Origin of the sequence: Pseudooceanicola antarcticus, from assembly GCF_900215355.1 — a bacterium.
GTDB classification, from domain to species: Bacteria; Pseudomonadota; Alphaproteobacteria; order Rhodobacterales; family Rhodobacteraceae; genus Pseudooceanicola; species Pseudooceanicola antarcticus.
Genome location: NZ_OBEA01000001.1, coordinates 603,616 through 629,680 on the forward strand (window position 1 = coordinate 603,616; position 26,065 = coordinate 629,680).

Sequence of the window (26,065 nt, forward strand, 5' to 3'; positions counted from 1 at the left end):
CGCTACCCTTCGTCTCAGAACCCCGGCTTGCCCGGCCACCAGTTTGTGCCAGCCAGAGGCACCTGCGCCATGGCCGCGGCCTCCATCGTCAGCGCGCAGAGGTCTTCCGGCTCAAGATTGTGCACATGGCTCTTGCCGCAGGCCCGTGCCAGGGTCTGGCATTCCAGCGTCAGCACGTTGAGGTAGTTGCGCAGCCGGCGTCCGGCGGCCTCGGGGTCGAGGCGCTTCATCAGCTCGGGGTCCTGGGTGGTGATGCCCGCGGGGTCGCGGCCCTCGTGCCAGTCGTCATAGGCGCCAGCGGTGGTGCCCAGCTTCTGGTATTCCTCTTCCCACTTCGGGTCATTGTCCCCAAGCGCCACCAGCGCGGCGGTGCCGATTGAGACCGCGTCGGCGCCAAGCGCCAGCGCCTTGGCCACGTCGGCCCCGGTGCGGATGCCGCCCGAGACGACAAGCTGCACCTCGCGGTGAAGCCCGAGGTCCTGCAGCGCCTGCACGGCGGGGCGGATGCAGGCCAGGGTCGGCTGGCCGACGTGTTCGATGAAGACATCCTGCGTTGCGGCGGTGCCGCCCTGCATGCCGTCCAGCACGATCACATCCGCGCCCGCCTTGGCGGCCAGCGCCGTGTCGTAGTAGGGCCGCGCGCCGCCGACCTTGATGTAGATCGGCTTTTCCCAGTTGGTGATCTCGCGCAGCTCGAGGATCTTGATTTCCAGATCGTCGGGGCCGGTCCAGTCCGGGTGGCGGCAGGCCGAGCGCTGGTCGATCCCCTGGGGCAGGTCGCGCATGCCGGCGACCCGCTCGGTGATCTTCTGACCCAGCAGCATGCCGCCGCCGCCGGGCTTGGCACCCTGGCCGACCACCACCTCGATGGCATCGGCACGGCGCAGGTCGTCGGGGTTCATCCCGTAGCGCGAGGGCAGATACTGGTAGACCAGCTTCTCGGAATGGCCGCGCTCTTCCTCGGTCATGCCGCCGTCGCCGGTGGTGGTCGAGGTGCCCGCCATGGTGGCGCCACGGCCCAGGGCCTCCTTGGCGCGACCGGAGAGAGAGCCGAAGGACATGCCCGCGATGGTGATCGGAATCTTCAGCTCGATCGGCTTCTTGGCGAAGCGGGTGCCGAGGGTGACGGAGGTGTCACATTTCTCGCGGTAGCCTTCCAGCGGATAGCGCGAGATCGAGGCGCCAAGGAACAGCAGGTCGTCGAAATGCGGCACGCGCCGCTTCGCCCCGCCGCCACGGATGTCGTAGATGCCGGTGGCCGCCGCGCGGCGGATTTCCGAGTTCGTCTCTTTCGAGAAGGTCCAGGACTGGCGCGGTTCGGTGGTAGGAGTGCTCATGGCCGGTCCCCTCAATACGCGTCGGCGTTGTCGATGTTGAAATTGTAAAGCGTGCGGGCAGAGCCGTAGCGCTTGAACTCTTCGGGCTTGGCGTCGGCCCCGGCCCTGGCCAGCAGATCGGCAAGGATTTCCAGGTGTTCGGGGCGCATCTCCTTCTCGACGCAATCGGCGCCGAGGGATTTGACCGAGCCGCGCACGAAGAGCCGTGCCTCGTAGAGGCTGTCGCCAAGCGCATCGCCCGCGTCCCCCAGCACCACAAGGTTGCCCTTCTGCGCCATGAAGGCGGACATGTGCCCGATGGAGCCATGCACCACGATGTCGATGCCCTTCATCGAGATCCCGCAGCGCGAGGAGGCATTGCCCTTGATCACCAGCAACCCGCCATGGCCAGTGGCCCCGGCGTACTGGCTGGCATCGCCGTCGATGACCACGGTGCCGGACATCATGTTCTCGGCCACGCCGGGACCGGCGGAGCCTTCCACGTGGATCGTCGCATCCTTGTTCATCCCGGCGCAGTAATAGCCGGTGGAGCCCTTCACGGTGACATCCAGCGGGCCGTTCAGACCCACGGCCACGGCGTGGGAGCCGCGCGGGTTCTCAAGCACATAGGCCTCGGTTGCCTGGGTGCCGGCGGCGGATTGCAGCGTCGCATTGACCTCGCGCAGCTCGGTCTTGGACATGTCGATGGTCGGCATGATCAGCGCTCCCAGAAGTAGACGGTGGCGGGTTCCGGTTCCCAGACGCGGGCGGTCTCGATGCCCGGCAGGTCGGCGAAGGCGCGGTATTCAGAGGCGAAGGCCACGTAGTCCTCGGTCTCGGCCATGACGGCGGGCTTGCAGGCGATCGGATCGCGCACGACGCCGAAGCCGTTCTTGGTACCGGTGACGAAGGTGAAGAAGCCGTCCAGGTCTTCCAGCGTGCCTTCCAGCGCCTCGCCCAGGCTCGCGCCCTCGGCGATGCGGGAGGAGATATAGGCCGCGCCCACCTCGGTATCGTTCTCGGTCTTGGTGAAGACGCCCTTCTTGGCCAGCTTGCGGCGCATGTCGTTGTGGTTCGACAGGCTGCCATTGTGGACAAGGCACTGGTCCTCGGCGGTCGAGAAGGGATGCGCGCCAAGGGTGGTCACGGCGGATTCGGTGGCCATGCGGGTATGGCCGATGCCGTGGCTGCCGCCCATCTGGCGCAGGCCGAAGCGCTCGGCCACGTCCTTCGGCAGGCCCACTTCCTTGAAGATCTCCATCGCCTCGCCGATGCCCATGATGCGCAGGCCTCGGGTCTCCAGCAGCTCTACCGCGCCGGCCTGCTTGTCGGCGGGGACGAGCAGCACCGCGTGGGTGTCCTTCAACGTCACCGGGACGCTGACGCCAAGCGCGTCTTCCAGCGCCTCGGCCAGGCCGTCAAAGGCAGCCGGGTCGTCCGACTGCACGGTGAATTTCAGACCCTCTGCCGCATCGCCATAGATCGCGATCCCGGCCGAGTCGGGGCCGCGATCCGTCATGGTGATCAGCATATCGGTCAGCATGTCGCCCAGGCGCGGGCGCAGCTCATCCTTCTTGAGGAAGAGGCCAACGATGCCACACATGTTCTCTCTCCATAGTCCAGGGGGCCAGGCGCCCCGTTGGACCTTTCCTAGCTGGAAAGAGTGTTTCCCATCAAGAAAAGAAATAGCTTCTGGGGAAAATCAGCAGGGGCTTTCCGGAAGCCCTTCTGCCGCCGGGGAAATTTCTGCTGAAAATTCGGGCAGGGCTATTTCTGCTGGGGGTAGGTGATGATCGAAAGGTAGCGGATGGGGAAGGCCACCAGGCCTTCCGGCCCGTGCGGCGCATCCGAGTCGAAGAGCAGCGTATCGCCCGGCTCGAGCCGGTAAAGCTGATCTCCGTGGCGGTAATCCAGCAGGCCCTCGATCATGTAGAGCATCTCGATCCCCTCGTGCTGGAAGACCGGGAAGCGGTCGCTGTCCGAGGTCAGCGAGATCAGGTAGGGCTCGACCACCACGCCCGAGTTGTTCGAGCCGATATGGCCCAGCAGGTTGTACTGATGCCCGGCGCGGGTGCCTTCGCGGTCGACCTCGGCGCCTTCGCCGGCCTTGGTATGGACGCAGCCGCGCGCCTCTTCATAGCCCGAGAAGAGCTGCACCAGCGGGACCCGCAGCGCATGGGCCAGGGTCTGGATGGTCGAGAGGGAGGGCGAGATCACCCCGTTCTCGATCTTCGACAACATGCCGACCGACAGTCCCGCCGCCTGCGCCAGGTCGGTGCCGGTCATCCGCTGCCGCTTGCGCAGCTCGCGCACCTGGCGGCCGATGGCGGCTTCCAGGTTCTTCTCGCGGTGTTCGCGCAGGGCATGGGGGTTCTGGCGCAGCTTGGCCGGTTTCTCGGGGGTGTCGGTCACGAGGGGCTCTCTCTGTTGGTCGGAACAAAGAGAGCATGTTGCGGCGGCAGAGGGAAGGTGTCGTCATTGTGGGCTGGCGCCCACCCTGCGCTTACGTGACCCTTGGCGCGGTGCGCAGCACCGGGCCGCGCCCGACCCTCCCCCCGGGAGGGCGCATTGGCGATGTCGGAAGATCGGGGCTCGGCGTGGGAGCTTCGGGGAGCTTGCGCTGGCCATGGGTCTGGAGGCGCCCACCCAGGGTCGGGCGCGGCCCTCCGAGCGTAGGGTGGGAGATATCCCACCTTCCGGTGGCCAATGGTGGATTGGCATCCACCCTACGGGTTTGCACCCCGGGGCTCCGCCCGTGAATTGACCGAACCCGTGCATGATGCGGGCGGTGCGTGTGGTAGATGCACCCCGGCGACGGGCTTGCGCCCGCCGCGTGCGCAGCTTGAAACGCTCCCCCGGAGCGTTTCATCCATGCCGCCAGGGCGGCATGGACCGCTGCTTACCCCATGCGCTCCGAGGCGTAGGAGCCGGGCGAGGCCGGGAAGACCACAGTCTTGTTGCCGTTCAGGAAGACGCGGTGGTGGATATGCGCGTGGATCGCGCGGGCCAGCACCTGGCTTTCCACGTCACGGCCCAGCGACACGTAATCCGAGGGCGACTGGGCGTGGGTCACGCGCACGGTGTCCTGCTCGATGATCGGACCTTCGTCGAGATCGGCGGTCACGTAGTGCGAGGTCGCGCCAATCAGCTTCACGCCGCGCTCATACGCCTGCTTGTAGGGGTTGGCCCCCTTGAAGGAGGGCAGGAACGAGTGGTGGATGTTGATGATCCGGCCCGACATCTTCTGGCACATCTCGTCCGAGAGGATCTGCATGTAGCGCGCCAGCACGATCAGCTCGGCGCCGGTGTCGCGCACCACGTCCATGATCGCGGACTCGGCCTCGGGCTTGTTCTCTTTCGTGACCTTGATGCAGTGGAAGGGGATGTCCTGGTTCACCACGACCTTCTGGTAATCCATGTGGTTCGAGATCACCGCCACCACGTCGATCGGCAGCGCCCCGATGCGGGCGCGGTAGAGCAGGTCGTTCAGGCAATGCCCGAAGCGCGAGACCATGATGATCACCTTCATCCGCTCGGAGGGATCGTGGAACTTCCACTCCATGTCGAATTCACCCGCGACCTCACCGAAGCCGTCCCGCAGCTCGTCGATCCCCGCGCCCTCTTCGCTGACGAAGGTCACGCGGCTGAAGAAGCGCCCGGTGATCGTGTCGTCAAACTGCGCCAGGTCGGTGATGTTGCAGCCTTTCCCGGCCAGGTAGCCCGAGATCTTGGCGACGATGCCGCGCTGCGTCGCGCAGGTCACGGTGAGGGTATATTCGCTCATGGGTTGATCCTTGTTGGAAGCGGGCCCCTTTGCGGGGCCCTTTATGGCTCAGGCCGTCAGGCCCTCGGGTTCAGGCAGCCCGGCGGCGCGGGCGCAGGCGGTCAGGGTGTTGGCCAGCAGGCAGGCGATGGTCATCGGGCCGACACCGCCGGGCACGGGGGTGATCGCGCCGGCCACGGCGGCGGCGCTGTCGAACTCCACGTCGCCGACCAGGCGGGTCTTGCCCTCGCCCTTCTCGGGCGCGGGAATGCGGTTGATGCCCACGTCGATCACCGTTGCGCCGGGCTTGACCCAGTCACCGGGGATCATCTGCGGACGGCCGACGGCGGCCACCAGGATATCTGCGCCGCGGCAGACCTCGGCCAGGTCCTTGGTGCGGCTGTGGGCAATGGTCACCGTGCAGCTGTCGCGCAGCAGCAGCTGTGCCATCGGCTTGCCGACGATGTTTGAGCGGCCCACCACCACGGCGTTCAGTCCCGAGAGCGAGCCATGGTGATCGCGCAGCATCATCAGGCAGCCAAGCGGGGTGCAGGGCACCAGCGCCTTCTGCCCGGTCGCCAGCAGGCCTACGTTCGAGATGTGGAAACCGTCCACGTCCTTGGCAGGGTCGATGGCGGCCAGCACCTTGGCCTCGTCGATGTGATCGGGCAGGGGCAGCTGCACCAGGATGCCGTGGACGGCGGGATCGGCGTTGAGCTTTTCGACCAGCGCCAGCAGCTCGGCCTCGGGGGTCGAGGCGTCCAGCTTGTGCTCGAAGGAGTTCATGCCGGCTTCGATGGTCTGCTTGCCCTTGTTGCGGACATAGACCTGAGAGGCAGGGTCCTCGCCGACCAGCACCACCGCCAGGCCGGGGGTCAGCCCGTGCCGGGCCTTGAGCTGGGCAACTTGTTCGGCCACGCGGCCCCGCACGTCGGCAGCGAAGGCCTTGCCATCAATGATCTTAGCACTCATCCGTTCAGGCTCCTGTTGTGTCCGCCACCTGGGTGGCACGGGATGGTCCTCGCCGTACCGGAAGTTCTGGAGAAGAAACAGCCATCCGCAGCGCCGAGGGCGACACTTCCGCGCGAAAAGACGGCGAAATGCGGTCGCTTGTTTCCTTTCGGGAACGCGCGGGGCCAAAAGCGAACGCCACGGGGCGTACAGGGCCAGGCTGCAGGGGCTGCCAGCAAGTTAGTCCTCCTCGGGCGCGCGGGGCGCCCTCTCCTCTCCGACGGAATGTATACACAGACTCGGATGCGGAGGTCACGCATTTTTCGGCGTGAACTGCGGGAAAGCGCGCAGAGAGGCATCAGGCGTTGGAAAAGGGTGGGATATCTCCCGCCCTATGCCAGCCTCTGTCGGAGGAGTGAGGTGGGAAGTAGCCCACCCTCACCCCGGACTTTCGTCAAAATGTATGCAAAAGGCCCCTGTCTCAGCTTTCGCCAGAGCGGAAGGTCCAGCCGCCGACCCCAAGCGCCGGGGCGGCCTTCTCTGTCACCAGCGGCGAGCGCGAGAACTTCAGCGGGCTGCGCAGCCCGGCGATTCCCTCGGGCGCGATCTGCATGCCGCGGGCGGTGATCTGCGGATCGGCCAGCGCTTCGGCCACGGTGTTGATCGGCCCGCCGGGCACGCCCGAAGCCTCCATGGCCGCGATCAGCTCGGCCTTGGGCCGGGCGCCGGTCTTCTCCGAGATCAGCGCGGCCAGCCTGTCGCGGTTCTGCACACGAGCCGGGTTTGTTGCAAAGGCGGGATCATCGGCCAGCGGCAGCTCGAGGATGGCGCAAAGCGCGCGGAACTGGCGGTCATTGCCGCAGGCGACGATGAAATGCCCGTCGGCGGCCGGAAAGACCTGGTAGGGCACGATCGAGGGGTGGGCATTGCCGAGACGGGTCGGGTTGGTGCCGCCCAGAAGCTGGTTCATCGCCTGGTTGGCCAGCACGCCGACGCCGCTGTCCAGCAGGCTCAGGTCCACCTGCTGGCCCAGGCCCGAGCGCGCCCGTTCGGCCAGCGCCGCCTGCACGCCGATGACCCCGTAGAGCCCGGTGAAGATGTCGATCCAGGCGACGCCGATCTTCTGCGGCTCGCCATCGGGATCGCCGGTCAGGTCCATGATGCCGCTCATGCCCTGGATCAGGAAGTCATAACCCGGCTGGCTGGCGCGTGGTCCGTCCTGGCCGAAGCCGGTGACACTGGCATAGATCAGCCGCGGGTTGGCCTCTTTCAGGCTCTCGTAGTCCAGGCCGAATTTCTTCAGCCCGCCGACCTTGAAGTTCTCGAGCAGCACATCGGCCTCGCCGATCAGCGCCTTCAGCTTCGCCAGGTCGCCCGCGTCCGAGAAATCGCAGGTGACAGAGGTCTTGCCCCGGTTGGCGGCGTGGAAGTAGGCGGCGACCTCTTCCTCTCCGCCCTGCCCGTCGGGACGGGTGATGAAGGGAGGTCCCCAGCGACGGGTGTCATCGCCCTCGGGGCTTTCCACCTTGATCACCTCGGCGCCCAGGTCGGCCAGGCTCTGGCCGATCCAGGGGCCCGCCAGGATGCGTGCCAGCTCGACCACCTTCAGACCCTTCAGCGGAGCCTCTGCCATGTCATTCCCTCGTCTCATGTTCCGCCCCTTCCTAGCGGGCCAAGGGGCCGATTTGAAACGAGTTCCGCTCATGGCTTCATGCGTGGGGCGCATGAAGCGGCGCGCAGCCGCGCAAAGCGGCGGCAGCAGGGGGCAGGGGCCCCGTGCCGCCTTGACCTTCCTGTCCGGCTCTGTCCCTTTGCTGGCAAAAGACACTCTCCCCCGGACAGATCATGCAGACCCAGACCCTTTCCGTCGCCGACGCCCGCTCTCTTGTCACCGATACGCTGATCCGCTGCGGCACCATGCCCGGCAATGCGGCCTCTGTCGCCGAGGCCCTGGTCGGGGCCGAGCTGACCGGCCAGTACGGCCACGGGCTGCGCCGCCTGCCGATCTACGCGGCCCATGCGCTTTCCGGCCGGGTCGACGGCCAGGCCACCCCGCGCGCCGAGCGCACCCGTCCCGGCACCCTGCTGATCGACGCGATGAACGGTTTCGCCTATCCGGCGCTGGACCTGGCGCTGGAAGAGCTGCCGAAGATGGCCCGCGAGAACGGCATCGCCATGGCCGGCATCGGGCGCTCGCACCATTGCGGTGTTGCCGGCCTGCCGGTCGAGGCGCTGGCGAAGCAGGGCTGCATCGGCATCTTCATGGCCAATGCCCCCGCTGCCATGGCGCCCTGGGGGGGCCGCAAGCCGCTCTTCGGCACCGATCCCGTCGCCTTCGCCGCCCCGCTCGGCGACGCGGAGCCGGTGGTCGTCGATATCTCGCTGTCGAAGGTCGCCAAGGGCAAGATCATGGCCGCCGTCCAGCGCGGAGAGGACATCCCCGAGGGCTGGGCGCTGGACGCCCAGGGCAACCCCACCACCGACGCCAGGGCCGCGATGCAGGGCACCATGGTCCCGATGGGAGAGGCGAAGGGCACCGCCCTGGCGATCATGGTCGAGATGCTCTGTGCCGGCCTCACCGGGGCGCATTTCGCCTACGAGGCCCCCAGCTTCTTCGATCTCGAGGGCGCGCCACTCAATATCGGCCAGTCGATCCTGGCCATCGACGCCAGTGCCATGTCACCCGATGCCATCACCCGCTTCGCCACGCTGGCCGGCCAGATCGAGGGGATGGAGGGTGCCCGCCTGCCCGGCCGCCGCCGCCAGAAGATCCGGGAAGAGCTGACCCGCGAGGGCATCACCGTCGACGACAAACTGCTGGCCGAGATCGACGCCATCGGGCGCTAGAAGAAGGTCAGGGCTCCGGTCACGATCAGCCTGAGCGAGATCAGCACCAGCAGGATGTCCAGCGCCCGCTTGAAGCCGCGGTCGCTGAAGCGGGTCAGCACCTGCTTGCCCAGAAGCGTGCCGAGGAAGCCCATGGCGATCATCGCCGCGATGAACAGCGCCCAGGGGCCGAAGGCGAAGCCGAGGGCGGCGAACATCCCGGTCTTCAGCAGGTGCTGCACGGTCATCAGCACGGCATTGGTGGCCACGTGCTCCTGCCGGGGCAGGGCGAGCGAGCGGGTGTAGCTGGCCACGAAGGGCCCGGTGGCACCGAAGAACATGGTCAGCACCGACGAGACCAGCCCGGTCGGCAGCGCCGCGCGGGCAAGCCAGGCGGGCGGCTTGCGGAACACCGACCAGAGCACGAAGGTGCCGACGGCGATCTTCACCAGCCCCGGTGGCAGCTGCACGGCGACCGAGCCCCCGATGGCGACGCCCACGAGGCTGCCTGCCAGGAAGGCGCCGACGGGTTTCCAGTGGACCCGTCCCAGCAGCACGGCGGCGCGGAAGAAGTTCGACCCCAGCTGGATGACCCCATGCACCGGGATCAGCGCGGCGGCGGGCATGAAGCTGGCCAGCACCGCCAGCAACAGCACCCCGCCGCCCAGCCCGAGGCTGGCGGTGATGAAGCTGCCCAGCAGGCTCATCGCCAGCAGCAGCGCGCCCGCGCCGGGAGACAGCCCGTTCAGGGCCCCGTTCTGGATGAAGTCGAGAAATGCGTCCATGCCGCCTTATGCGCCGGGCCTTGGCGCGGCGCAATTCACGGAAAGACGCGCCCGTCGAAAAGCTTGCGCGCGGTGCGGATCGTCCCGGCGCCGGTGATCTCGCCCGCCTCCGTCTCGATCACCACTTCGGCGGCGCCGGTCGGATGCTCGATGGCAAAGCGCCCGTCTTCGGGCAGCACCGCCAGCTTCGCGGCAGGAGAGCCCTCGACCAGGCAGGCCGAGGCCACGGTGACGGCGGCAAAGACCCCGATGGAAGCATGGCAGCGATGCGGGATGAAGCTGCGGGTGTTGATCGCGCCACCGGCCAGAGGCGCTGAAACCAGCGTCATCTTCGGCACCGACTTCTCGGCGACATCCCCAAGGTTCATCAGCGGCCCGGCCTTGAGCCGGATCGCCTCGATCCGCTCCTTCAGGGCGCTGTTCGCCTCAAGATCTTCGCGGCTTTCCCGGCCGGTCAGGCCGAAATCCGAAGCGGCCATGATCACGCAGGGCATGCCGTTGTCGATCAGGGTGCATTCCACGCCGTCGATCACGTCGACGCCCCGTCCGGTCGGCAGCATCACGCCCCCGCCGGTCATCGAGCCCGCAATCCCGGTGAACATCAGCGGGATCGGCGCATGGGTGCCGGGCACACCGTCGATCGCGGCATCGCCCCGGTAGCTCACCCGTCCGCCCGGTGTCCGCACCCTGGCCACGGCCACCTCTCCGGTGTTCAGCATGTGGATGCGCACGCGGGTCTCCTCGCCCGAGGCCGCGACCAGCCCGCGCTCGATGGCGGCCGGGCCGACCCCAGCCAGGATATTGCCGCAGCCCTGGGCATCGGTGACGATGGGCTGATCGACGAAGACCTGCAGGAAGAGGTAATCCACATCCGCATCCGCGCGCGAGGACGGCGACAGAACCGCGACCTTCGAGCACAGCGGATCCGCTCCGCCGATCCCGTCGATCTGCCGTGCATCGGGTGAGCCCATCACCCGCAGCAGCAGTTCATCCCGCTCCGCCACATCGGCAGGCAGATCCGAGGCCAGGAAATAGGCCCCCTTCGAGGTCCCGCCCCGCATCCACAGGCAGGGAATGCCATCGGCCTCATAGCTCATCGCAAAACTCCCATCACCAGGCTGAAAATACTCCGGGGGTGAATTGAGCCCGGCACGGGCTCAAGAGGGGGCAGCGCCCCCTCCCCCCGTCTACGTGCCGCCTTCCGACAGGAAGGCGATCCCCGGTCAGATATACTTCAGACCCTTGGCCTCGAGACGCGGCCGCATGTCGTAGATGTCGAGCCCCAGCTCGCCGGCGGCCAGCCGCACCCGCTTGGCCTCTTCGGCCTCCAGCCGCTTGCGCGTGGCCGCCAGCACGGTCTCGGCATCCTCGCGGCGCACGACGCAGACACCGTCGTCATCGGCCACCACGATATCGCCGGCGCGGATGGTCTGACCGGCGCAGACGATATCCACGTTCACCGATCCCAGCGTCTCTTTCACCGTTCCTTGCGAGGACACGGCCTTGGACCAGACGGGGAAGTTCATCTCGCGCAGGTCGGCGGTGTCGCGCACTCCGGCGTCGATGATCAGCCCCCGGCAGCCCCGCGCCTGGGCAGAGGTCGCCAGAAGGTCGCCGAAATAGCCGTTGTCGCAGGGCGAGGTCGGCGCCAGCACCAGCAGGTCGCCCTCCTTCAGCTGCTCGATCGCCACGTGCAGCATCCAGTTGTCACCGGGCGGGGCCGAAATCGTCACGGCGGAACCGGCGACCTTCACCCCCTGCTGGATCGGGCGCATGTAGGCGGCGAGACAGCCGGTGCGCCCGGCGGCCTCATGCACGGTGGCCACGCCCGCGGCTCCCAGTTCGTCGATGATCGCCTGATCGGCGCGTGCAATGTTCTGAACGACGACACCCATGGGTCAGTCCTCTTTCTTGACCGGCGGAGTGCCGTGTGTGTGGAAGGTCTCGATGGTCTTCAGGCCCCAGGCCTGGCCCTTCTTGCGGTCGGCCTCGGTCCAGACCACGGGCTCCCAGGAGGGATCGAGGATCAGCCGCGCGCCGGCATTGGCCAGCTCGATGCGGTTGCCCGCGGGCTCCCAGGCATAGAGGAAGAACGAGCCCTGGATCGCGTGCTTGTGCGGCCCGGTCTCGATATGGACGCCGTTCTCAAGATAGATATCGGCGGCGCGCAGGATGTCTTCGCGGGTGTCGGTGGCGAAGGTGACATGGTGCAAACGACCATTGCCGCCGCCCCGCTCTTCGGAACACACCAGATCATAGGTCTTGTTGTTGCAGGAGAACCAGCAGCCCCCCATGCGGCCATTGTCCAGCTGGATATACTCGGTCACGCGGGAGCCAAGGCAGGTGTCCACCCAGGTCTTGAAGGCCCGCACGTCCTCGCCCAGCAGGTTCACGTGGTCGATGCGGCGCGGGCTGATGCCGGTGTGGTGGTAGCGCGACGCGAGGTTCTTCAGCGCCGAGGCATCCTCGGGCGGGGCCTGGTATTTCACCGTGTCCCAATACAGCTCGAAGACATGGCCGAAGGGGTCTTCAAAGCGATAGGCGCGGCCGTGCGACAGGTCGCCGTCGACCCAGCCGTGCTTGATGTAATCGCTGGCCTCGATGGCCGCCACCCGCCGCTCCAGCGCTTCCGGAGAGGCAACCCGATAGCCCACGTGGGCGATGCCGGTGGTGTCGGACTTCGTCAGCTTGAGCGAGCAGAACTCGTAGTCCTCCCAGGCGCGCAGATAGGCGCTGTCGCCCTCCTGCGCCGAGAGCTTCAGCCCGAAGACGCGGGTGAAGAAGTCGAGGCTTTCCTCGAACTTGTCGGTCAGCACCTCCACGTGGCCCAGGTGGGCCAGGTCGGGCTGCGGCATGGTGGGTATCTGTGCCATCGGGTCCTCCTCCCTCAAAGCTCGTCCACGGTGCGCGGGAAGATCGACTGGAAGCCTTCCGCGTAAAGGCAATCGCGCCCGCCGGACATGCCGCCCGAGTTGCGCTTGAAGTGGTTGGCGCGCTGCTGTGCGACGCGGGTGTAGTAATCCCACAGGTGCACCTGGCCGTTCATGCATTCCATGGCGGCGCGCTTCTTGTCCCAGACCGGGGTGATGTCGAGGAAGGTGTCGGGCTTCCAGCCCATCTGTTCGGTCTGATGCGGCTCGAAGAGATAAAGCTGCGGCGCGCCCAGCACCTTCTCACCGGGGTTATGGCCCCAGGCCTGGGCGATCATCCGGCATTCCAAGGCGATCTGGGTCATGTACATGTGGTCGGTGTTGTAGGGGTCATACTGGCTGTGGCTCAGCATGAACTTCGGCTGCACCTTGCGGATCAGGTCGACGAGGGCGAACTTGTCCTCCTTCTCCATGTGCAGCGGGTAGTCCCCCAGATCGAAGCATTCCAGGTGGGCGGCACCCAGGGCATCGGCGGCGGCCTCGGCCTCGGCGCGGCGGATCGCCTTCACCTCGTCCAGGCTCTTGCCCTCCTTCCACAGGCGGGCGCTTTCGCCGCGCTCCCCGAAGGACAGGCAGGCCACGGTCACGTCATAGCCCTTCTCGGCATGCAGCGCGATGGCGCCACCGCAGCGCCAGACGAAATCGGCGGCATGGGCGGAAATCACGAGAACGGTGGGTTTGTCGGACATGAGAGCCTCCTTCCGGGCGCCCCTCGGGGCACGATGGGGTTTGCGTGGACCATCGGGCAAATGCCCGGAAAAGCCAAATTTGAAGGCGGTGACAGGCTATAAGATCATGCTATAGCTATTCCGGTCGCCGGGGGAATGATGTGGCTGTGATCCATCAATTGCGGTGCGCCGGGCGATAGGAATTTGCTGCAGCGCAGATTGGACGCGCCGGCGCATGATCTTGGCGGAGGGGCCGGGGCGATGAAGTGGAATCTGCGACATCTGAGGGTCTTCCTGGCGGTGGCCCGGCTGAGCTCGGTCTCGCGCGCCGCGGAGGAGTGCAACCTGTCGCAACCGGCGGTCACCCAGGCCATGGCAAAGCTTGAGCGGATGCTGGGTCAGCCGCTGTTCCGCCACCAGTCCCAGGGTCTTTTCGCCACCCCGGCGGGGGAGCTTCTGGCCGCCCGTGTCAGGCGGGCGCTGGATCGGATCGACGAGGCCGCGGCGCCGATCTCTCCGCGCCTCAGCCAGACCGCGACGCGGGCCCAGCTGGAGGCGCTGATCGCCCTGCGCGAGCTCGAGAACTTCACCCTGGCGGCGCGGCAGCTGGGGCTGGCGCAGCCCACCGTTCACCGCGCCGTCAGCGCCCTGGAATCCGAGGCCCGGCGCCCGCTCTTCGAGCGCAGCGCCATGGGCCTGCGAAGCAGCCGTGCGGCCCGCGCCCTGGCGGATGCGGCGCGGCTGGCCTTCGCCGAACTCGACCAGGCGGTGATGGAATTGGCCGAACTGGAGGGGCGCGAGGCCGGCGAGATCGTCATCGGCGCCCTGCCGCTGTCACGCAGCTCGATCCTGGCGCGGGCGATCATCGCCTTCCGCCGGACCCGGCCCCGGATCTCGATACGCATCGCCGAGGGGCGCTACGACGACCTGTTGCGCGGGCTGCGGATGGGGGACATCGACTTCCTGCTTGGCGCGCTGCGGGACCCGCTGCCGATCGGCGACGTGGTGCAGCAGGCGCTCTTCGAGGACGAGGTCATCCTGGTCGTCGGACCCGACCATCCGATGCTGGACCGGGAGGACCTGACGCTCGGGGAACTGGCGGCCCTGCCCTGGGTCGTGGCGCGGCGCGCGACCCCCACCCGGCAGATCTTCGACCAGCTTTTCGAGGGGCGTGACCGGCCCGAAAGCGTGGTTGAAACCGGGTCCCTTATCCTGATGAGACAACTGCTGAGGGAATCGGATCACATCGGCATTGTCTCTGGGTTGCAGGTCGCCTCGGAAATAGACCTTGGTCTATTGGTGCCGCTTCCATTTCAGCCACCCGACGGTCAGCGATTAATTGGTCTGACATCAAGGGTTGGCTGGATTCCGACCGCTGCTCAGCAGGCCATGATTGGTGAATTGGAAAAGGCGGTACGACAAAGGTCCTATTAGATTTTTGCAAGCGAGAATAGATAATTGAGCCTGATCATTGTCTATTGGGGAAACCAAAGCAAATAGGCAGCGTCCTGCCTCTTGCAGCCAGTTTCCCATGAACCGGCGCGTTGGTCGCCCGCATGTATGAGTGGATCAGAACGGTGAATGAAAGAGCGGATATCGAGCTGGGGACCTCCAGCGTAGCGCAGAAGTACATGCTTCTGGATGTTCTCGTGCATCTCCTGCGGCGGGCGCATTTCAATTGCGAAAGCCAATTCCCGGAGGTCTTTTCGGATTACGACATTACCTCGCGGCAGCTGGCGCTGCTGCTGGTGATCGGGCAACGGCCCAATTCGTCCCAGAAGGCGATCGGGGAAATGGTGGCGCTGGATGTGAATACCGTCAGCGATACCCTGCGCCGGATGGAGCGCAAGGGGCTAGTGCGCCGCGCCGCCTCGCTGACCGATGCGCGGTCGATCTGTGTTTCGCTGACCAGCAAGGGGTTCCAGCTGCTGGAAGGCGCGGACGAGGACCTGCAGCGCCTGGAGCGGCGCGTGGTGAGCAACCTTGATGCCGGGGAGGAGCAGCAGTTGAAGGATCTGCTGCGCAAGATGATGAACATCTCTCTCTGAACTCCGACCCGCCGCGAGAGCCGGGTTGGCACCCACCCTACGCCAGTGGCGCAGGGTGGGTCTTTTTGTAGGGGGTGAAGCGGCGCAGGGTAGGAGACATCCCACCCTTGTCCCTCAGCCCATCCGGGTGACCAGCCGCGTTTCCAGGTAGCTTTCGATGGCTTCCGATCCGCCCTCGGTTCCCATGCCGCTGTCACCGATGCCGCCGAAGGGCAGCTCGGGCATCGACAGGCCCAGGTGGTTGATGGTCAGCATGCCCGCGCGCACCTCGTCCTGCAGCCGCTGCACGCGGCGCGAGGAGCCGGACCATGCGTAGGAGGCCAGGCCGAAGGGCAGGCGGTTGGCTTCGGCGAAGATCTCGTCCTCGGTCTCGTAGCGGTTGACGATGGCCAGCGGGCCGAAGGGCTCGTCGTTCATCATCAGCGCATCGGTGGGCACATCGGTGATAACCGTGGGCTCGAAGAAGTTGCCGGCATTGCCGATCCGCTTGCCGCCGCACTTCAGCTTGGCACCCTTGGCCACGGCGTCCTCGATCATCGCGGTGATCGCCGGGATGCGCCGGTCATTGGCCAGAGGGCCCATCTGGGTGCCCTCGGCGGTCGGATCGCCGACCTTCAGCTGGGAATAGGCCTGCGCGAAGCCCTCGGTGAAGGCATCGGCCACGCCTTCCTGCACCAGGAAGCGGGTCGGAGAGACGCAGACCTGCCCGGCGTTGCGCTGCTTGGCGCCCAACATGCCCTCGATCGCCGCATCCACATCGGCGTCATCGAAGATTAGCACCGGCGCATGGCCGCCCAGCTCCATCGTGGCGCGCTTCATGTGCTGGCCGGCCAGACCCATCAGCATCTTGCCCACGGGCGTGGAGCCGGTGAACGAGACCTTCTTGATCAACGGATGCGGGATCAGGTAGCCCGAGATTTCTGCCGGATCGCCGTAGACCAGGTTCAGCACGCCGGCGGGCACACCGGCCTCGACGAAGGCGCGGATCAGCTCGGCGGGCGAGGCGGGGGTTTCCTCGGGCGCCTTGACGATGATCGTGCAGCCGGTGGCCAGCGCGGCACTGACCTTGCGCACCACCTGGTTGATCGGGAAGTTCCAGGGCGTGAAGGCGGCGACGGGTCCGACGGCCTCTTTCACCGTGATCTGGGTGACGCCGGGCTTGCGGGCCGGGATGACCTGGCCATAGGCGCGGCGGGCTTCCTCGGCGAACCAGTCGATGGTGTCGCAGGCGCCCATGACCTCGACCCGGGCCTCGGCCAGCGGCTTGCCCTGTTCGGCGGTCATGATCGCGGCAACCTCATCGGCGCGGCCCCGCAGGATGTCGGCGGCGCGGCGCATGATCTTCGAGCGCTCGAAGGGGCCTGTGCGCTTCCAGTCCTGGAAGGTGCGGTCGACGGCGGCGAGCGCCCGGTCCAGGTCCTCGATGCCCGCATGGGCGACGGTGCCGATCTCGGTCCCCGTCGCCGGGTTCACCACCGGCAGCGTCCGGCCGGAGGCGGCGGGGCACCATTCGCCGTCGATCAGAAGAAGCGTGTCTGGATAGCTCATGGCCCTGTCCTTTCCTGTGCGCCAAGACTTGGCCAATCTGTCAAATATTTTGAGCACAGTTGCAAGGCAGAGATCCGCGCCCACCGGGGCCACCCAGAGGGTTTCGCGTGATTATGAAGCTTTCTTGACGATTGACGCCGGTGCACGGGTGACATCTGCGGCGAATACTGAGCGTCTTTGGCATCAAACGGGGAAGATTTTGCCGGGTTTCGACGCCCCGAAGGCTCGAATCTTCGAGCCGGAGAGGGCCGGGGCCTGCGCAATCGCGGGCCCCGGCCGTGCGTTGGTGCTCAGCCCTCTCCCCGGAGCGGGGTCATCGGATCAGAGATCCGATGCGCCTGGAAGGTGTCGGGCAGGGGGGTCATCTCGATCTTTGACACCAGGCCTTCGCGGTTGAAGGGGTCGCCTTCGGCAAAGGCGCGGGCATCGGCGAGGCTTGCGGCCTCCAGCACGCCGAAATTGCCGATCCCGCCTTCGTCACCGAGGATGGCCGAGCCGATCAGGACGCGGGCCAGGCCCTCTCCGCCAGATTGCACCCAGGCGCGGTGCGCGGGACGATGTTCGTCCCGCTTGGCATCCACGCCGGGGTGATGCAGGCAGCGCATCAGGAAATAGGCCATCAGGCGTTCTCCAGCACCACCATGCCGGCGCCGGTCATCGAGGCGGGGGCATAGTAATGGCGATGCTTGAGCTCGACCTTCGGGTTCATCGCGGCACGCATGACCAGCCACATGATCAGCTCTGCGCCTTCCGAGCCGAACTGCTCGACGTAGTCCTCGCGGGACATGTCGCGGTACTTCTCGAAGTCATTGGCGATACCGTCCAGCCAGGCCTCGTCGGCCTCGCGGTTGAGGAAGCCCGCGCGGCTGCCCTGCAGCTGGTGCGACAGGCCGCCGGTGCCCATGACGACGACTTTCTCGTCGGTGGGGAAGCTCTCGATGGCTTCGCGCAGCACCTTGCCCATTTCCCAGCAGCGCTGCGGGGTGGGGATCGGATACTGGATGGTGTTGACCCAGATCGGCACGACTTTCACCGGCCAGTCCTCGGGGCGGCCGAAGAACAGCTCCATCGGCACCTGCAGCCCGTGGTCGACCTCGATCTCGCGGCAGACCAGCGGGTCGAAGTGGTTCTCGACCAGCTTGTCGACGAAATGCCAGGAGAGGTCGGTGGCACCCTGGAAATCGGGCACGGCGCGCGGGCCCCAGCCTTCGTCGACGGGCTTGTAGCTCTCGGCCACGCCGACGGCGAAGGTCGGCACGCGGTCCAGGAAGAAGGTGTTGCCGTGGTCGTTGAAGACCACCACGGCGATGTCGGGCTTCTTGTCGGCCATCCACTGCTTGCCGGGGATGTATCCGTCGAAGAAGGGTTTCCAGTCGGGGGTCTCGGTCAGACCCTTGTCGATCGCAATCCCGATGGAGGGTACGTGGCTGGTGCCCACGCCGCCAATGATCTCGGCCATTATTCTTTCCCCAGTCGTTGTTTCAGGAAGTCGGCGTGATCCATCTGCGCCTGGGCGGCGCCGATCTCGGTCATCACGGCAGGGTCGATGGCGGCGATCTTCAGGATGAAGAAGAGGTTGCCGCCAAGCGCCACCATGTCGTGCCAGTTGCGCGACATCACGGCGGCCTTTTCTTCCGCGCTCAGCCCGTAGCTGTCGAGGAAGGCTTCCTCGTCGGCCTTGAAGGCTTCGCGGTTCTCGGGACGGCCAAGGGACATGGCCATCTTGTTCAGCTTGTAGCCGCGGATCGAACCCTGACGATCATAGAGCGGCGTTTCGGGAATGGCTGAGCCAGTCATCAGGCGTCCTCCTGTCCTGCGGTGAACTGCGCGTCGAACCAGCCCTTGATGACCTGCATCATCTTCTCGGGGCGTTCGACGGGCAGGAAATGGCCCGCGCCGTCAATGACGTGAACCTCTGCATGCGGCAGCAGGGCCGCGATTTCGTGGTGTTGCGGTGCCGGGGACCAGCCGTCCTGCGCGCCGGTGATCAGCAGCACGGGGCAGCGCACCTGCATCAGGCCGGGCTTGGCGTCGGGGCGGTGCAGCAGGGCCATGATCTGGCGCTCGTGCACATCGGCGCCCATCTTCAGCACCATGTCGGTCAGGTCGGCGACCAGCGCCGCGTCGTTCACGCGGGCCGGGTCCAGCATCGGCGGCAGCCATTCGGCAGCCAGGCCTTCCATGTCCTCGTGGCCAAGGGCGATCTTCGCCAGCCGCTTGGGCTCTTCGCCCGGCTTGCGGCCATCGTGGCCGGTGTTGGCAAGGATCATGCCGCGGACGCGGCCGGGTGCCTGGCGCGCCATCTCCATCGCCACGCGACCGCCCATGGAGTGGCCGGCCAGCAGCAATTCTCCGGGATGTTCGGAGAGCAGGCGCGCGGCCATCGACTCGATCCGCGTATCGCGGGAGACATCGGCATTGGCGACGGGAAAGGGCGAGGCTTCGGCGAGCGCACGCCAGACGCGGGCATCGGACACCAGTCCAGGTATCAGAAGCAATGTCGTCATGGAGGCCCTCCCCTGCCCTTGCGCATACATTGGCGGCCAAGATAGCCCGAAATTCGGCTCCGGACAAGGGATGATCACTGATAATGTATACATTGGGCTGGGCCGCAGCGCGGATTCGCGCGGGGGGTTGGCCTGCGCGGAAGGCCGTGTATACAGAAAGTTCAACCGACAGGAGAGGCTCATGGCATCGCGGACAAGTGCAAAAACCCATACCATGCGCGCGCTGATGGAGCTGCGGCAGCGGATCACCAAGGGTGAGCTGCCCGGCGGCACGCGCCTCTTCGAGGTTGCCATGGCCGAGGATCTGCAGATCTCTCGTACCCCCGTGCGCGAGGCCATGTCGCGGCTGGCCGAGGAAGGTCTGCTGGAGCGCGCGCCCAATGGTGGCTTCATGGTCCGCAGCTTCGCCTATGCGGATGTGCTGGATACGCTGGAGCTGCGCGGGCTGCTGGAAGGCACCGTGGCGCGTCTGGCCGCCGAGCGCGGCGTGTCGGACGCCAAGCTGCGCGAGATCACCGAGATCGTGCGCAAGCTGGACGAGGTCTTTGGCGACGAGCCCGGCGAGGTTGATTTTGAAGCCTATTCCGACCTCAACGGCCAGTTCCACGATGCCCTGGCCGCGCTGCCCGGTTCCGCCACCTTCGAGCGCGAGCTGGCGCGGGTCAAAAGCCTGCCCTTCGCCTCTCCCTCGGCGTTCCTGCCCAACGAGGGGCGCCTGTCGGCCTTCCGCCGCTCGCTGGCCATCGGCCAGGAACAGCACCGGGAGCTGGTCGCCGCCATCGCCGCCCGAGAGGGCGCGCGGGCCGAGGCCCTGGCGCGCGAACACGCGCTCGCGGCCCGGCGCAATCTTGAATACATTTTCTCGACCGAGCACAGCGAAGTCACCACGGTTCCCGGCCTCGAGCTGGTCGCCCCTGCAGAAAAGTGACTTGGGGCTGACCCTTTAAAAAAGGCGAAAATGCGCAGAAATCCGCGACCGAAGGTGGGGGCGCGAAGAATTTTCTCTTGCTTTTTGCCGCGCAACTGGCGATCCCATGTATACATTCACATGTGTTTTGGGAGGAGCCTCACATGGCAAACCAGAATCTCACCTCGGCAATCGCGGGCGCCGGCAATGCTGTCGACCTGCTGCGCAATTCCCGTAGCGGCATCTATGTCTATCCGGTCGTTGCTCCGGAATTCTCCAACTGGCGCAGCGAACAGAAGGCCTGGCGCGACACCGCCGTGCTCTTCGACCAGTCGCACCACATGGACGAGCTGATCGTCGAAGGCCCTGACGCCGAAGCCTTCCTGGCCTATGTCGGCATCAACGGCTTCAAGAACTTCGACCTGAACCGCGCCAAGCACTTCGTGCCCGTCACCCCGGCCGGCCACGTCATCGGCGACATGATCATCTTCCGCGAGCGTGAGGACAAATTCGTCCTCGTCGGCCGCCAGCCGACCGCCAACTGGACCAAGTTCCAGGCCTCGATCGGCAAGTGGAACGTCCGCCTGCACCACGATCCGCGCTCTGATTCGCGCCCCGAAGGCGAGCGCGTGCTGCGCACCCACTACCGCTTCCAGATCCAGGGCCCCGACGCCGACAAGATCTTCACCGAGCTGAACGGCGGCCCGGTTCCCGAGATCAAGTTCTTCTGCGTCGACTGGATCAACATCGGCTCCCGCAAGGTGCAGGCGCTGCGTCACGGCATGGCCGGCGCACCGGGCCTGGAAATCTGGGGTCCCTACAAGGACAAGGACTACATCCTGTCCACCATCCTGGAAGCCGCCGAGAAGGTCGGCGTCGACCTGCGTCGCGTCGGTTCGCGTGCCTATTCCACCAACACCCTGGAATCCGGCTGGATCCCCTCGCCGCTGCCCGGCATCTACACCGGCGACGGCATGATGGCCGAGTACCGTGACTGGCTGGGCGCTGACGCCTACGAAGCCGTCGGCTCGATCGGTGGTTCCTACGTGTCCCCGAACATCGAGGACTACTACACCAACCCGTTCGAACTGGGCTACGGCTTCTACATCGGCTGGAAGAAGGACGACTTCATCGGCAAGGACGCCCTGACCAAGCTGAAGGACGCGCCCTCCAACCGCAAGAAGGTCACCTTCGAGTGGAACCCGGAAGACGTGATGAAGGTCATCCAGTCCAACTTCGAGGATGGCGTTCCCTACAAGTGGATCGACTTCCCGCAGCCGAACTACGCCTCGTCCTCGGCCGACATGGTCATGAACGGCGACAAGATGGTCGGTATGTCCATGTTCAACGGCTACTCCTACAACGAGCGCCGCGTGCTCTCGCTGGGTGTGGTTTCCCAGGACGTGCAGGTCGGCGACGTGCTGACCCTGAAGTGGGGCGAGTCGGACGAGACCCAGAAGACCTCGACCGAGAAGCACCGCCAGGCGGACATCCGGGTGCGTGTCTCCGACACCCCCTACGCCCGCGAAGCCCGCGAAAACTACGCGGACAGCTGGCGCACCAAGGGCTAATCGCCAGCGCCCCCGGTTTTCCGGGGGCGTGTATCCGCGCCGGGTTCGGCCCGGCGCGGATCTGCCCTTGAATCTAGGTGCTCGCGCTGATTTCATTCGCGTTCCGCACTGAATTGAATATTCTGTGTACACATGGACCGTGGCCGCCTGCTTGGGAGTGAAGCAGCCGCCGACGGTAGACACTGGGAGGTAGACCATGATCCGTACCAAATTCGCCTCGCTGGCCTTTGCCGGCGCCCTTTCTCTGGCCGGCGGCCTTTCCGCCCAGGCCGAAGAGCTGTCCTTCGCCCACTTCGTGCCGCCGGGCCACACGCTGACCGCAGCCGTGATCGAGCCCCTGGCCGAGAGCGTCGGTGAATCCTCCGACCTGACCATCCGAGTCTATCCGGGCGGCGAGCTGGGCAAGGGCCCGCTCGAGCAGTACGTCCGCGTGGTGCAGGGCGTGGCCGACATCGTCTGGGGCCTGCCGGGCTACACCTCGTCGCAGTTCCAGAAGACCATGATCGCCGAAATGCCGGGTGTCATCGCCGATGGCGAGCCGGGCTATCCGGCCATCTGGAACGCCATGGAGCTGATCGAGAGCGAGTTCCCGGCCACCAAGCCGCTGGCCGTCTGGACCTCGGAACCCAACGTCTTCATCATGAAGGACAAGGAAATCCGCTCGCCGGAAGACCTGGCCGGCCTGAAGATGCGTGTTGCGGGTTCCACCTCGGCGCTGATGATCGAAGCCCTGGGCGCGACCCCGGTGCAGATGCCCGCGGGCGAGATCTACAACGCGCTGCAGACCGGCCTGATCGACGGCGTGGTCACCGGCTCTTCCGCGATTGCCGACTTCAAGCTGAACGAAGTCGCAAACTCCTACACCATCGGCGCGCCGCTCGGCCGTCTGACCTTCTACGTGGTGATGAACCAGGGTCGCTATGACGGTCTGACCGACGAGCAGAAGGCCGCCATCGACGCCGTTGCCGGTGCGCCCCTGTCGGAAAGCGCCGAGAAGGCATGGAACGCCCTGGCGGACAAGACCATCGCCATGCTGGAAGCCGACCCGGCGAAGACCGTGATCAACCTCTCCGACGAGGAAGTCGCAGCCTTCGGCGCGGTGACCGAGCCGCTGACCGCCAAGCTGGTGGCAGACCTCGGTGCCGAGGATGTCTTTGCCGCGATGAGCGGCGAATAAGGCCCCGGAATGCTGGGATATCTCAGGAAGATTGCGGACGGGCTCATTGGCCTGTCCGCTTTCGTTGGAACGCTTGGCCTCGTCTTCGTGGTGCTGGTGGTGCTGGTCGATGTGATCGGCCGCAGCTTCGGTACGCCGCTCAATGGCGGACAGGACTTCACCCAGATGGGCATGGTCATCATCGTCTTCGGCGGCATGGCGCTTTGCGACAAGCTGGGCGGACATGTCTCGGTCGACATCTTCGAGCGCAGCTTCCCCGATTGGCTGAACCACCTGATGGACATCCTGGCCGCCCTGCTGGGCGCGGTGATCTTCGTGGGGATCGCCTACACGGTCTATGACAGCTCGAAACTGTCCCAGATGCTCAACCTGACCACAAATATCGTCAACCTGCCGAAGTGGTACTTCCAGTGGGCCCTCTCGGTGCTGGCGCTGATCACCGCCCTCGGCATGGTGCTGCGCGGGATCGACCTCACACTTTCGGGGTCCTCGGCGCGCGCGGCAAAGGAGATCCGTGAATGAGCGGAGAAATGATCGGCCTTGTCGGGATGCTGATCCTGCTGGTGCTGCTGGTGCTGCGCATCCCCGTCGCCCTTGCGATGTTCGCCGTGGGTTTCGTGGGCATCTGGGCCCTGCGGGACCTCAACTCGGCCATGAGCCTCATGGCCTCGGAAAGCTTCACCCTCGCCTCCTCGGCCGAGCTGGTCGTGGTGCCGCTGTTCATCCTGATGGGCAACGTGGCCTCGGTCACCGGCATGTCGGCACGGCTCTATGATGCGGCCTACGCCATCATCGGGCGGCTGCGCGGCGGCCTGGCCTCGGCCACGGTGCTGGGCTGCGCGGGCTTCGCCGCGCTCTCGGGCAGCTCGGTGGCCTCTGCCCTGACCATGGGCAAGGTGTCGCTCGACCAGATGGACCGCTTCGGCTACGACAACCGGCTGTCGACGGGCGTCGTCGCGGCGGGGGGCACCCTGGGCATCCTGATCCCGCCCTCGACCGGCTTCGTGATCTACGCCATCCTGACGCAGCAGAGCATCGGGCGCCTCTTCCTTGCGGGCGTGCTGCCGGGTCTGCTGCTGCTGACGATGTTCGTCGCCACCATTTCGCTGATGTGCTGGATCTGGCCGAAGTTCGGCCCCGAAGGCCCGCGCACCACGCTGTCCGAAAAGGCTCAGGCCATGGTCGGCGCCCTGCCGGTGCTGGGCGTGGTGGTGCTGACCATCGGCGGCATCTACACCGGCATCTTCTCTCCCACCGAGGCCTCGGCCGTCGGTGCCGGGCTGGTGGTGCTGATCGGCCTGCTGCAACGCAAGCTGACCTTCGCGCGGTTCTGGGAGGCGGCCAAGGATTCGGTGGTGACCACCGCCACGGTGATGCTGATCCTGATCGCGGCGCATATGATCAACCCCTTCCTGGCGCTGACCCATATCCCCACGATGGTCGGCGACTTCCTGGCCGCGCTCGACGTGGGCCCGCTGGTGATCCTGGGTCTGATCCTGCTGACCTACCTGGTTCTGGGCTGCTTCCTGGAAGGCTTCGCCATGCTGGTGCTGACCATGCCGATCTACTTCCCGGTGATCACCCAGCTGGGCATGGATCCGATCTGGTTCGGCGTGCTGGTGGTGCTGACGCTCGAGATGGGCCTGATCTCTCCGCCCGTGGGCGTCAACGTCTTCATCGTGAAGTCGGTGGCCCGCGACGTGCCGCTTGGCCGTATCTTCGCCGGCGTCACGCCCTTCTGGCTGGCCATGTTCGTGACCCTGGCACTGCTGGTGGCCTTCCCGCAGATTTCGCTGATTCTGCCGAATACGATGATGCAATAGGGATTGGGAAACCTCTGAGTGGCAAACGGGGGCCTCTGGGCCCCCGTTTTCGTGAATACATCCGATAGGGGTTTCCTGCGGGCCTCCGCCGAATTACCTTACAAACACGCATCACCCTTGAAAGGAGCCCCGATCAATGTATACATTGACCTCAGTGTTTTGGAGGAGGATGCAGAACATGATTTCTTTCATCGGTCGTCGTGACAAAGGGAGCGCCCCCTCGGGTGCCGGTCTGCATGAGCTGCTGCAGGGCTATTCCATCGAGGTCATGCCCCGCACCGCCGCCAAGGTGGAAGACTTCCGCAGCCTCCTGCCCGAAGGCACCCGCGTATACATCGCCCATATAGAGGGCACCCCGATCGAGGACATGGTGGCGACCGCCAAGCGCCTCTCCGAGGATGGCTTCCCGGTCATGCCGCACTTCCCGGCGCGGATCATCAAGGATCGCGCGACGCTGGAAGACTGGATCAAGCGCTACCAGAACGAAGCCGGCGTCGACCAGGCGCTGCTGTTGGCCGGTGGCGTGGACAAGCCCCATGGCGATTTCCATTCCTCGATGCAGCTGATGGAGACCGGGCTTTTCGACGCCCATGGCTTCAAGCGGCTGCACGTGGGCGGTCACCCCGAGGGCAACAAGGACATCGACCCCGATGGCTCGACCAAGATGGTCGACGAGGCGATGCGCTGGAAGCAGGCCTTCTCCGAGCGGACCGATGCGCAGATGGCCATCGCCACGCAGTTCGCCTTCGAGGCCCAGCCGGTGCTGGACTGGATCGCCCGCCTGCGCGCCGAAGGCGTCGAGCTGCCGGTGCATGTGGGCATCGCCGGTCCCGCCAAGCTGCAGACGATGATCAAGTTCGCCGTGGCCTGCGGTGTCGGCCCCTCCATCCGCGTGCTGCAGAAGCGCGCCAAGGATGTGACCAAGCTGATGATGCCCTACGAGCCCACCGAAGTGCTGACCGATTTCGCCGAAGCGGCGGTGACCGCCAACGCGGTGCCCGAGCAGATCCACTTCTTCCCGCTCGGCGGCATCAAGGCCTGCGCCAACTGGGCGGCCGAGCACGGCGCGACGCCGCAGCGCGCGGCGGTCTGACGCCAGAGATGATCCAAGAGGGCGCAAGGTGGGATCTCTCCCACCCTGCGCCAAGGTCCCTCGCGGCGCGATACGCCCCGAGGCGACACCACAAGACTTCCTCCACTGACGGGTCTTCCGGCCCCGCCTTCCGGCAACGGAGGCGGGGTCTT

26 protein-coding genes are annotated in these 26,065 nt (G+C 66.0%); 9 read left to right on the forward strand and 17 right to left on the reverse strand.

Translation table 11 applies throughout. The features are described from left to right. Positions 1-14: 14 nt before the first annotated feature. From CRO50_RS02935 to CRO50_RS02965, 7 genes are all read right to left on the reverse strand, one after another. Positions 15-1,337, reverse strand: coding sequence for an FMN-binding glutamate synthase family protein (locus tag CRO50_RS02935; RefSeq protein ID WP_097144364.1), 1,323 nt, complete (start codon positions 1,335-1,337; stop codon positions 15-17). An 11-nt stretch (positions 1,338-1,348) separates the two neighbouring features. After that, a complete protein-coding gene (locus CRO50_RS02940) occupies positions 1,349-2,032 on the reverse strand; it encodes a GltB/FmdC/FwdC-like GXGXG domain-containing protein (protein ID WP_097144365.1) in 684 nt (227 codons plus the stop codon). A gap of 2 nt (positions 2,033-2,034) precedes the next feature. Continuing rightward, the gene (locus tag CRO50_RS02945) at positions 2,035-2,919 is read right to left on the reverse strand and encodes a class II glutamine amidotransferase (RefSeq protein WP_097144366.1); all 885 of its coding nucleotides are present in this window, start codon (positions 2,917-2,919) and stop codon (positions 2,035-2,037) included. Between the two features lie 164 nt (positions 2,920-3,083). After that, positions 3,084-3,728: a helix-turn-helix domain-containing protein gene (locus tag CRO50_RS02950; RefSeq protein WP_097144367.1), complete on the reverse strand. Its 645-nt coding sequence runs from the start codon at positions 3,726-3,728 to the stop codon at positions 3,084-3,086. A 487-nt stretch (positions 3,729-4,215) separates the two neighbouring features. After that, positions 4,216-5,100, reverse strand: a complete 885-nt coding sequence (gene purU / locus CRO50_RS02955) for a formyltetrahydrofolate deformylase (RefSeq protein WP_097144368.1) — start codon at positions 5,098-5,100, stop codon at positions 4,216-4,218. Positions 5,101-5,148: 48 nt separating this feature from the next. Then, the gene (gene folD, locus CRO50_RS02960) at positions 5,149-6,051 is read right to left on the reverse strand and encodes a bifunctional methylenetetrahydrofolate dehydrogenase/methenyltetrahydrofolate cyclohydrolase FolD (protein ID WP_097144369.1); all 903 of its coding nucleotides are present in this window, start codon (positions 6,049-6,051) and stop codon (positions 5,149-5,151) included. A 460-nt stretch (positions 6,052-6,511) separates the two neighbouring features. Continuing rightward, positions 6,512-7,663 (reverse strand): CaiB/BaiF CoA transferase family protein, encoded by a 1,152-nt coding sequence (locus CRO50_RS02965; protein WP_097144370.1) that lies wholly within the window; start codon positions 7,661-7,663, stop codon positions 6,512-6,514. Between the two features lie 212 nt (positions 7,664-7,875). Here CRO50_RS02965 and CRO50_RS02970 point away from each other — a divergent pair, with 212 nt between their 5' ends. Next, the gene (locus CRO50_RS02970) at positions 7,876-8,877 is read left to right on the forward strand and encodes an Ldh family oxidoreductase (RefSeq protein WP_097144371.1); all 1,002 of its coding nucleotides are present in this window, start codon (positions 7,876-7,878) and stop codon (positions 8,875-8,877) included. Here the strand turns inward: CRO50_RS02970 and CRO50_RS02975 are convergent. The 5 genes from CRO50_RS02975 to CRO50_RS02995 form a co-directional block, all read right to left on the reverse strand. Beyond that, a complete protein-coding gene (locus CRO50_RS02975; protein ID WP_097144372.1) occupies positions 8,874-9,641 on the reverse strand; it encodes a sulfite exporter TauE/SafE family protein in 768 nt (255 codons plus the stop codon). The two genes, CRO50_RS02970 and CRO50_RS02975, sit on opposite strands and share 4 nt — an antisense overlap. Positions 9,642-9,676: 35 nt before the next feature. Next, positions 9,677-10,738, reverse strand: coding sequence for a 4-oxalomesaconate tautomerase (locus CRO50_RS02980; RefSeq protein WP_097144373.1), 1,062 nt, complete (start codon positions 10,736-10,738; stop codon positions 9,677-9,679). A gap of 126 nt (positions 10,739-10,864) precedes the next feature. Continuing rightward, complete coding sequence (locus CRO50_RS02985; RefSeq protein WP_097144374.1) at positions 10,865-11,536, reverse strand: 4-carboxy-4-hydroxy-2-oxoadipate aldolase/oxaloacetate decarboxylase; 672 nt, start codon at positions 11,534-11,536, stop codon at positions 10,865-10,867. Between the two features lie 3 nt (positions 11,537-11,539). After that, entirely contained in the window at positions 11,540-12,514 is a 975-nt protein-coding gene (locus CRO50_RS02990) for a VOC family protein (protein ID WP_097144375.1), read from the reverse strand. 14 nt (positions 12,515-12,528) lie between these two features. Next, positions 12,529-13,260, reverse strand: coding sequence for a PIG-L deacetylase family protein (locus CRO50_RS02995; protein ID WP_097144376.1), 732 nt, complete (start codon positions 13,258-13,260; stop codon positions 12,529-12,531). Between the two features lie 240 nt (positions 13,261-13,500). Between CRO50_RS02995 and CRO50_RS03000 the strand changes: the two genes are divergently transcribed. Next, positions 13,501-14,673 (forward strand): LysR family transcriptional regulator, encoded by a 1,173-nt coding sequence (locus CRO50_RS03000; protein ID WP_097144377.1) that lies wholly within the window; start codon positions 13,501-13,503, stop codon positions 14,671-14,673. A 143-nt stretch (positions 14,674-14,816) separates the two neighbouring features. After that, complete coding sequence (locus CRO50_RS03005) at positions 14,817-15,287, forward strand: MarR family winged helix-turn-helix transcriptional regulator (protein WP_157791744.1); 471 nt, start codon at positions 14,817-14,819, stop codon at positions 15,285-15,287. A gap of 114 nt (positions 15,288-15,401) precedes the next feature. On the opposite strand, the gene CRO50_RS03010 is transcribed toward CRO50_RS03005, so the two are convergent. The 5 genes from CRO50_RS03010 to CRO50_RS03030 form a co-directional block, all read right to left on the reverse strand. After that, a complete protein-coding gene (locus CRO50_RS03010) occupies positions 15,402-16,835 on the reverse strand; it encodes an NAD-dependent succinate-semialdehyde dehydrogenase (RefSeq protein ID WP_097144379.1) in 1,434 nt (477 codons plus the stop codon). Between the two features lie 290 nt (positions 16,836-17,125). Continuing rightward, positions 17,126-17,455 carry a YciI family protein gene (locus CRO50_RS03015; RefSeq protein ID WP_097144380.1) on the reverse strand — a complete coding sequence of 110 codons (330 nt, stop codon included), beginning with the start codon at positions 17,453-17,455 and terminating at the stop codon, positions 17,126-17,128. After that, positions 17,455-18,294 carry a class III extradiol dioxygenase family protein gene (locus CRO50_RS03020; RefSeq protein WP_097144381.1) on the reverse strand — a complete coding sequence of 280 codons (840 nt, stop codon included), beginning with the start codon at positions 18,292-18,294 and terminating at the stop codon, positions 17,455-17,457. Before CRO50_RS03020 ends, CRO50_RS03015 begins: the two co-directional genes overlap by 1 nt. Beyond that, positions 18,294-18,632, reverse strand: coding sequence for an extradiol ring-cleavage dioxygenase (locus tag CRO50_RS03025; protein WP_097144382.1), 339 nt, complete (start codon positions 18,630-18,632; stop codon positions 18,294-18,296). The genes CRO50_RS03020 and CRO50_RS03025 overlap by 1 nt, the downstream gene beginning before the upstream one ends. Continuing rightward, a complete protein-coding gene (locus CRO50_RS03030) occupies positions 18,632-19,342 on the reverse strand; it encodes an alpha/beta fold hydrolase (protein WP_097144383.1) in 711 nt (236 codons plus the stop codon). Before CRO50_RS03030 ends, CRO50_RS03025 begins: the two co-directional genes overlap by 1 nt. A gap of 181 nt (positions 19,343-19,523) precedes the next feature. On the opposite strand from CRO50_RS03030, the gene CRO50_RS03035 reads away from it, so the two are divergent. From CRO50_RS03035 to CRO50_RS03060, 6 genes are all read left to right on the forward strand, one after another. Continuing rightward, positions 19,524-20,270, forward strand: a complete 747-nt coding sequence (locus CRO50_RS03035; protein ID WP_097144384.1) for a GntR family transcriptional regulator — start codon at positions 19,524-19,526, stop codon at positions 20,268-20,270. 143 nt (positions 20,271-20,413) lie between these two features. Next, on the forward strand, positions 20,414-21,820 hold the full coding sequence (gene ligM / locus CRO50_RS03040; RefSeq protein WP_097144385.1) for a vanillate/3-O-methylgallate O-demethylase: 1,407 nt from the start codon (positions 20,414-20,416) through the stop codon (positions 21,818-21,820). A 196-nt stretch (positions 21,821-22,016) separates the two neighbouring features. Then, positions 22,017-22,997 carry a TRAP transporter substrate-binding protein gene (locus CRO50_RS03045; RefSeq protein ID WP_097144386.1) on the forward strand — a complete coding sequence of 327 codons (981 nt, stop codon included), beginning with the start codon at positions 22,017-22,019 and terminating at the stop codon, positions 22,995-22,997. 9 nt (positions 22,998-23,006) lie between these two features. Further along, positions 23,007-23,519, forward strand: coding sequence for a TRAP transporter small permease (locus CRO50_RS03050; RefSeq protein ID WP_097144387.1), 513 nt, complete (start codon positions 23,007-23,009; stop codon positions 23,517-23,519). Beyond that, positions 23,516-24,820 (forward strand): TRAP transporter large permease, encoded by a 1,305-nt coding sequence (locus CRO50_RS03055; RefSeq protein ID WP_097144388.1) that lies wholly within the window; start codon positions 23,516-23,518, stop codon positions 24,818-24,820. Before CRO50_RS03050 ends, CRO50_RS03055 begins: the two co-directional genes overlap by 4 nt. 178 nt (positions 24,821-24,998) lie before the next feature. Beyond that, entirely contained in the window at positions 24,999-25,913 is a 915-nt protein-coding gene (locus CRO50_RS03060) for a methylenetetrahydrofolate reductase (protein ID WP_097144695.1), read from the forward strand. The last annotated feature ends 152 nt before the right edge of the window (positions 25,914-26,065 follow it).

What these genes read in the sequence shown, in the direction of transcription:
- CRO50_RS02935 (WP_097144364.1), bottom strand. Translation starts at nt 1,337, where the DNA reads ATGAGCACTCCTACCACCGAACCGCGCCAGTCCTGGACCTTCTCGAAA.
- CRO50_RS02940 (WP_097144365.1), bottom strand. Translation starts at nt 2,032, where the DNA reads ATGCCGACCATCGACATGTCCAAGACCGAGCTGCGCGAGGTCAATGCG.
- CRO50_RS02945 (WP_097144366.1), bottom strand. Translation starts at nt 2,919, where the DNA reads ATGTGTGGCATCGTTGGCCTCTTCCTCAAGAAGGATGAGCTGCGCCCG.
- purU (WP_097144368.1), bottom strand. Translation starts at nt 5,100, where the DNA reads ATGAGCGAATATACCCTCACCGTGACCTGCGCGACGCAGCGCGGCATC.
- folD (WP_097144369.1), bottom strand. Translation starts at nt 6,051, where the DNA reads ATGAGTGCTAAGATCATTGATGGCAAGGCCTTCGCTGCCGACGTGCGG.
- CRO50_RS02965 (WP_097144370.1), bottom strand. Translation starts at nt 7,663, where the DNA reads ATGGCAGAGGCTCCGCTGAAGGGTCTGAAGGTGGTCGAGCTGGCACGC.
- CRO50_RS02970 (WP_097144371.1), top strand. Translation starts at nt 7,876, where the DNA reads ATGCAGACCCAGACCCTTTCCGTCGCCGACGCCCGCTCTCTTGTCACC.
- CRO50_RS02975 (WP_097144372.1), bottom strand. Translation starts at nt 9,641, where the DNA reads ATGGACGCATTTCTCGACTTCATCCAGAACGGGGCCCTGAACGGGCTG.
- CRO50_RS02980 (WP_097144373.1), bottom strand. Translation starts at nt 10,738, where the DNA reads ATGAGCTATGAGGCCGATGGCATTCCCTGCCTGTGGATGCGGGGCGGG.
- CRO50_RS02985 (WP_097144374.1), bottom strand. Translation starts at nt 11,536, where the DNA reads ATGGGTGTCGTCGTTCAGAACATTGCACGCGCCGATCAGGCGATCATC.
- CRO50_RS02990 (WP_097144375.1), bottom strand. Translation starts at nt 12,514, where the DNA reads ATGGCACAGATACCCACCATGCCGCAGCCCGACCTGGCCCACCTGGGC.
- CRO50_RS02995 (WP_097144376.1), bottom strand. Translation starts at nt 13,260, where the DNA reads ATGTCCGACAAACCCACCGTTCTCGTGATTTCCGCCCATGCCGCCGAT.
- CRO50_RS03000 (WP_097144377.1), top strand. Translation starts at nt 13,501, where the DNA reads ATGAAGTGGAATCTGCGACATCTGAGGGTCTTCCTGGCGGTGGCCCGG.
- CRO50_RS03010 (WP_097144379.1), bottom strand. Translation starts at nt 16,835, where the DNA reads ATGAGCTATCCAGACACGCTTCTTCTGATCGACGGCGAATGGTGCCCC.
- CRO50_RS03015 (WP_097144380.1), bottom strand. Translation starts at nt 17,455, where the DNA reads ATGGCCTATTTCCTGATGCGCTGCCTGCATCACCCCGGCGTGGATGCC.
- CRO50_RS03020 (WP_097144381.1), bottom strand. Translation starts at nt 18,294, where the DNA reads ATGGCCGAGATCATTGGCGGCGTGGGCACCAGCCACGTACCCTCCATC.
- CRO50_RS03025 (WP_097144382.1), bottom strand. Translation starts at nt 18,632, where the DNA reads ATGACTGGCTCAGCCATTCCCGAAACGCCGCTCTATGATCGTCAGGGT.
- CRO50_RS03030 (WP_097144383.1), bottom strand. Translation starts at nt 19,342, where the DNA reads ATGACGACATTGCTTCTGATACCTGGACTGGTGTCCGATGCCCGCGTC.
- CRO50_RS03035 (WP_097144384.1), top strand. Translation starts at nt 19,524, where the DNA reads ATGGCATCGCGGACAAGTGCAAAAACCCATACCATGCGCGCGCTGATG.
- ligM (WP_097144385.1), top strand. Translation starts at nt 20,414, where the DNA reads ATGGCAAACCAGAATCTCACCTCGGCAATCGCGGGCGCCGGCAATGCT.
- CRO50_RS03045 (WP_097144386.1), top strand. Translation starts at nt 22,017, where the DNA reads ATGATCCGTACCAAATTCGCCTCGCTGGCCTTTGCCGGCGCCCTTTCT.
- CRO50_RS03050 (WP_097144387.1), top strand. Translation starts at nt 23,007, where the DNA reads ATGCTGGGATATCTCAGGAAGATTGCGGACGGGCTCATTGGCCTGTCC.
- CRO50_RS03055 (WP_097144388.1), top strand. Translation starts at nt 23,516, where the DNA reads ATGAGCGGAGAAATGATCGGCCTTGTCGGGATGCTGATCCTGCTGGTG.
- CRO50_RS03060 (WP_097144695.1), top strand. Translation starts at nt 24,999, where the DNA reads ATGATTTCTTTCATCGGTCGTCGTGACAAAGGGAGCGCCCCCTCGGGT.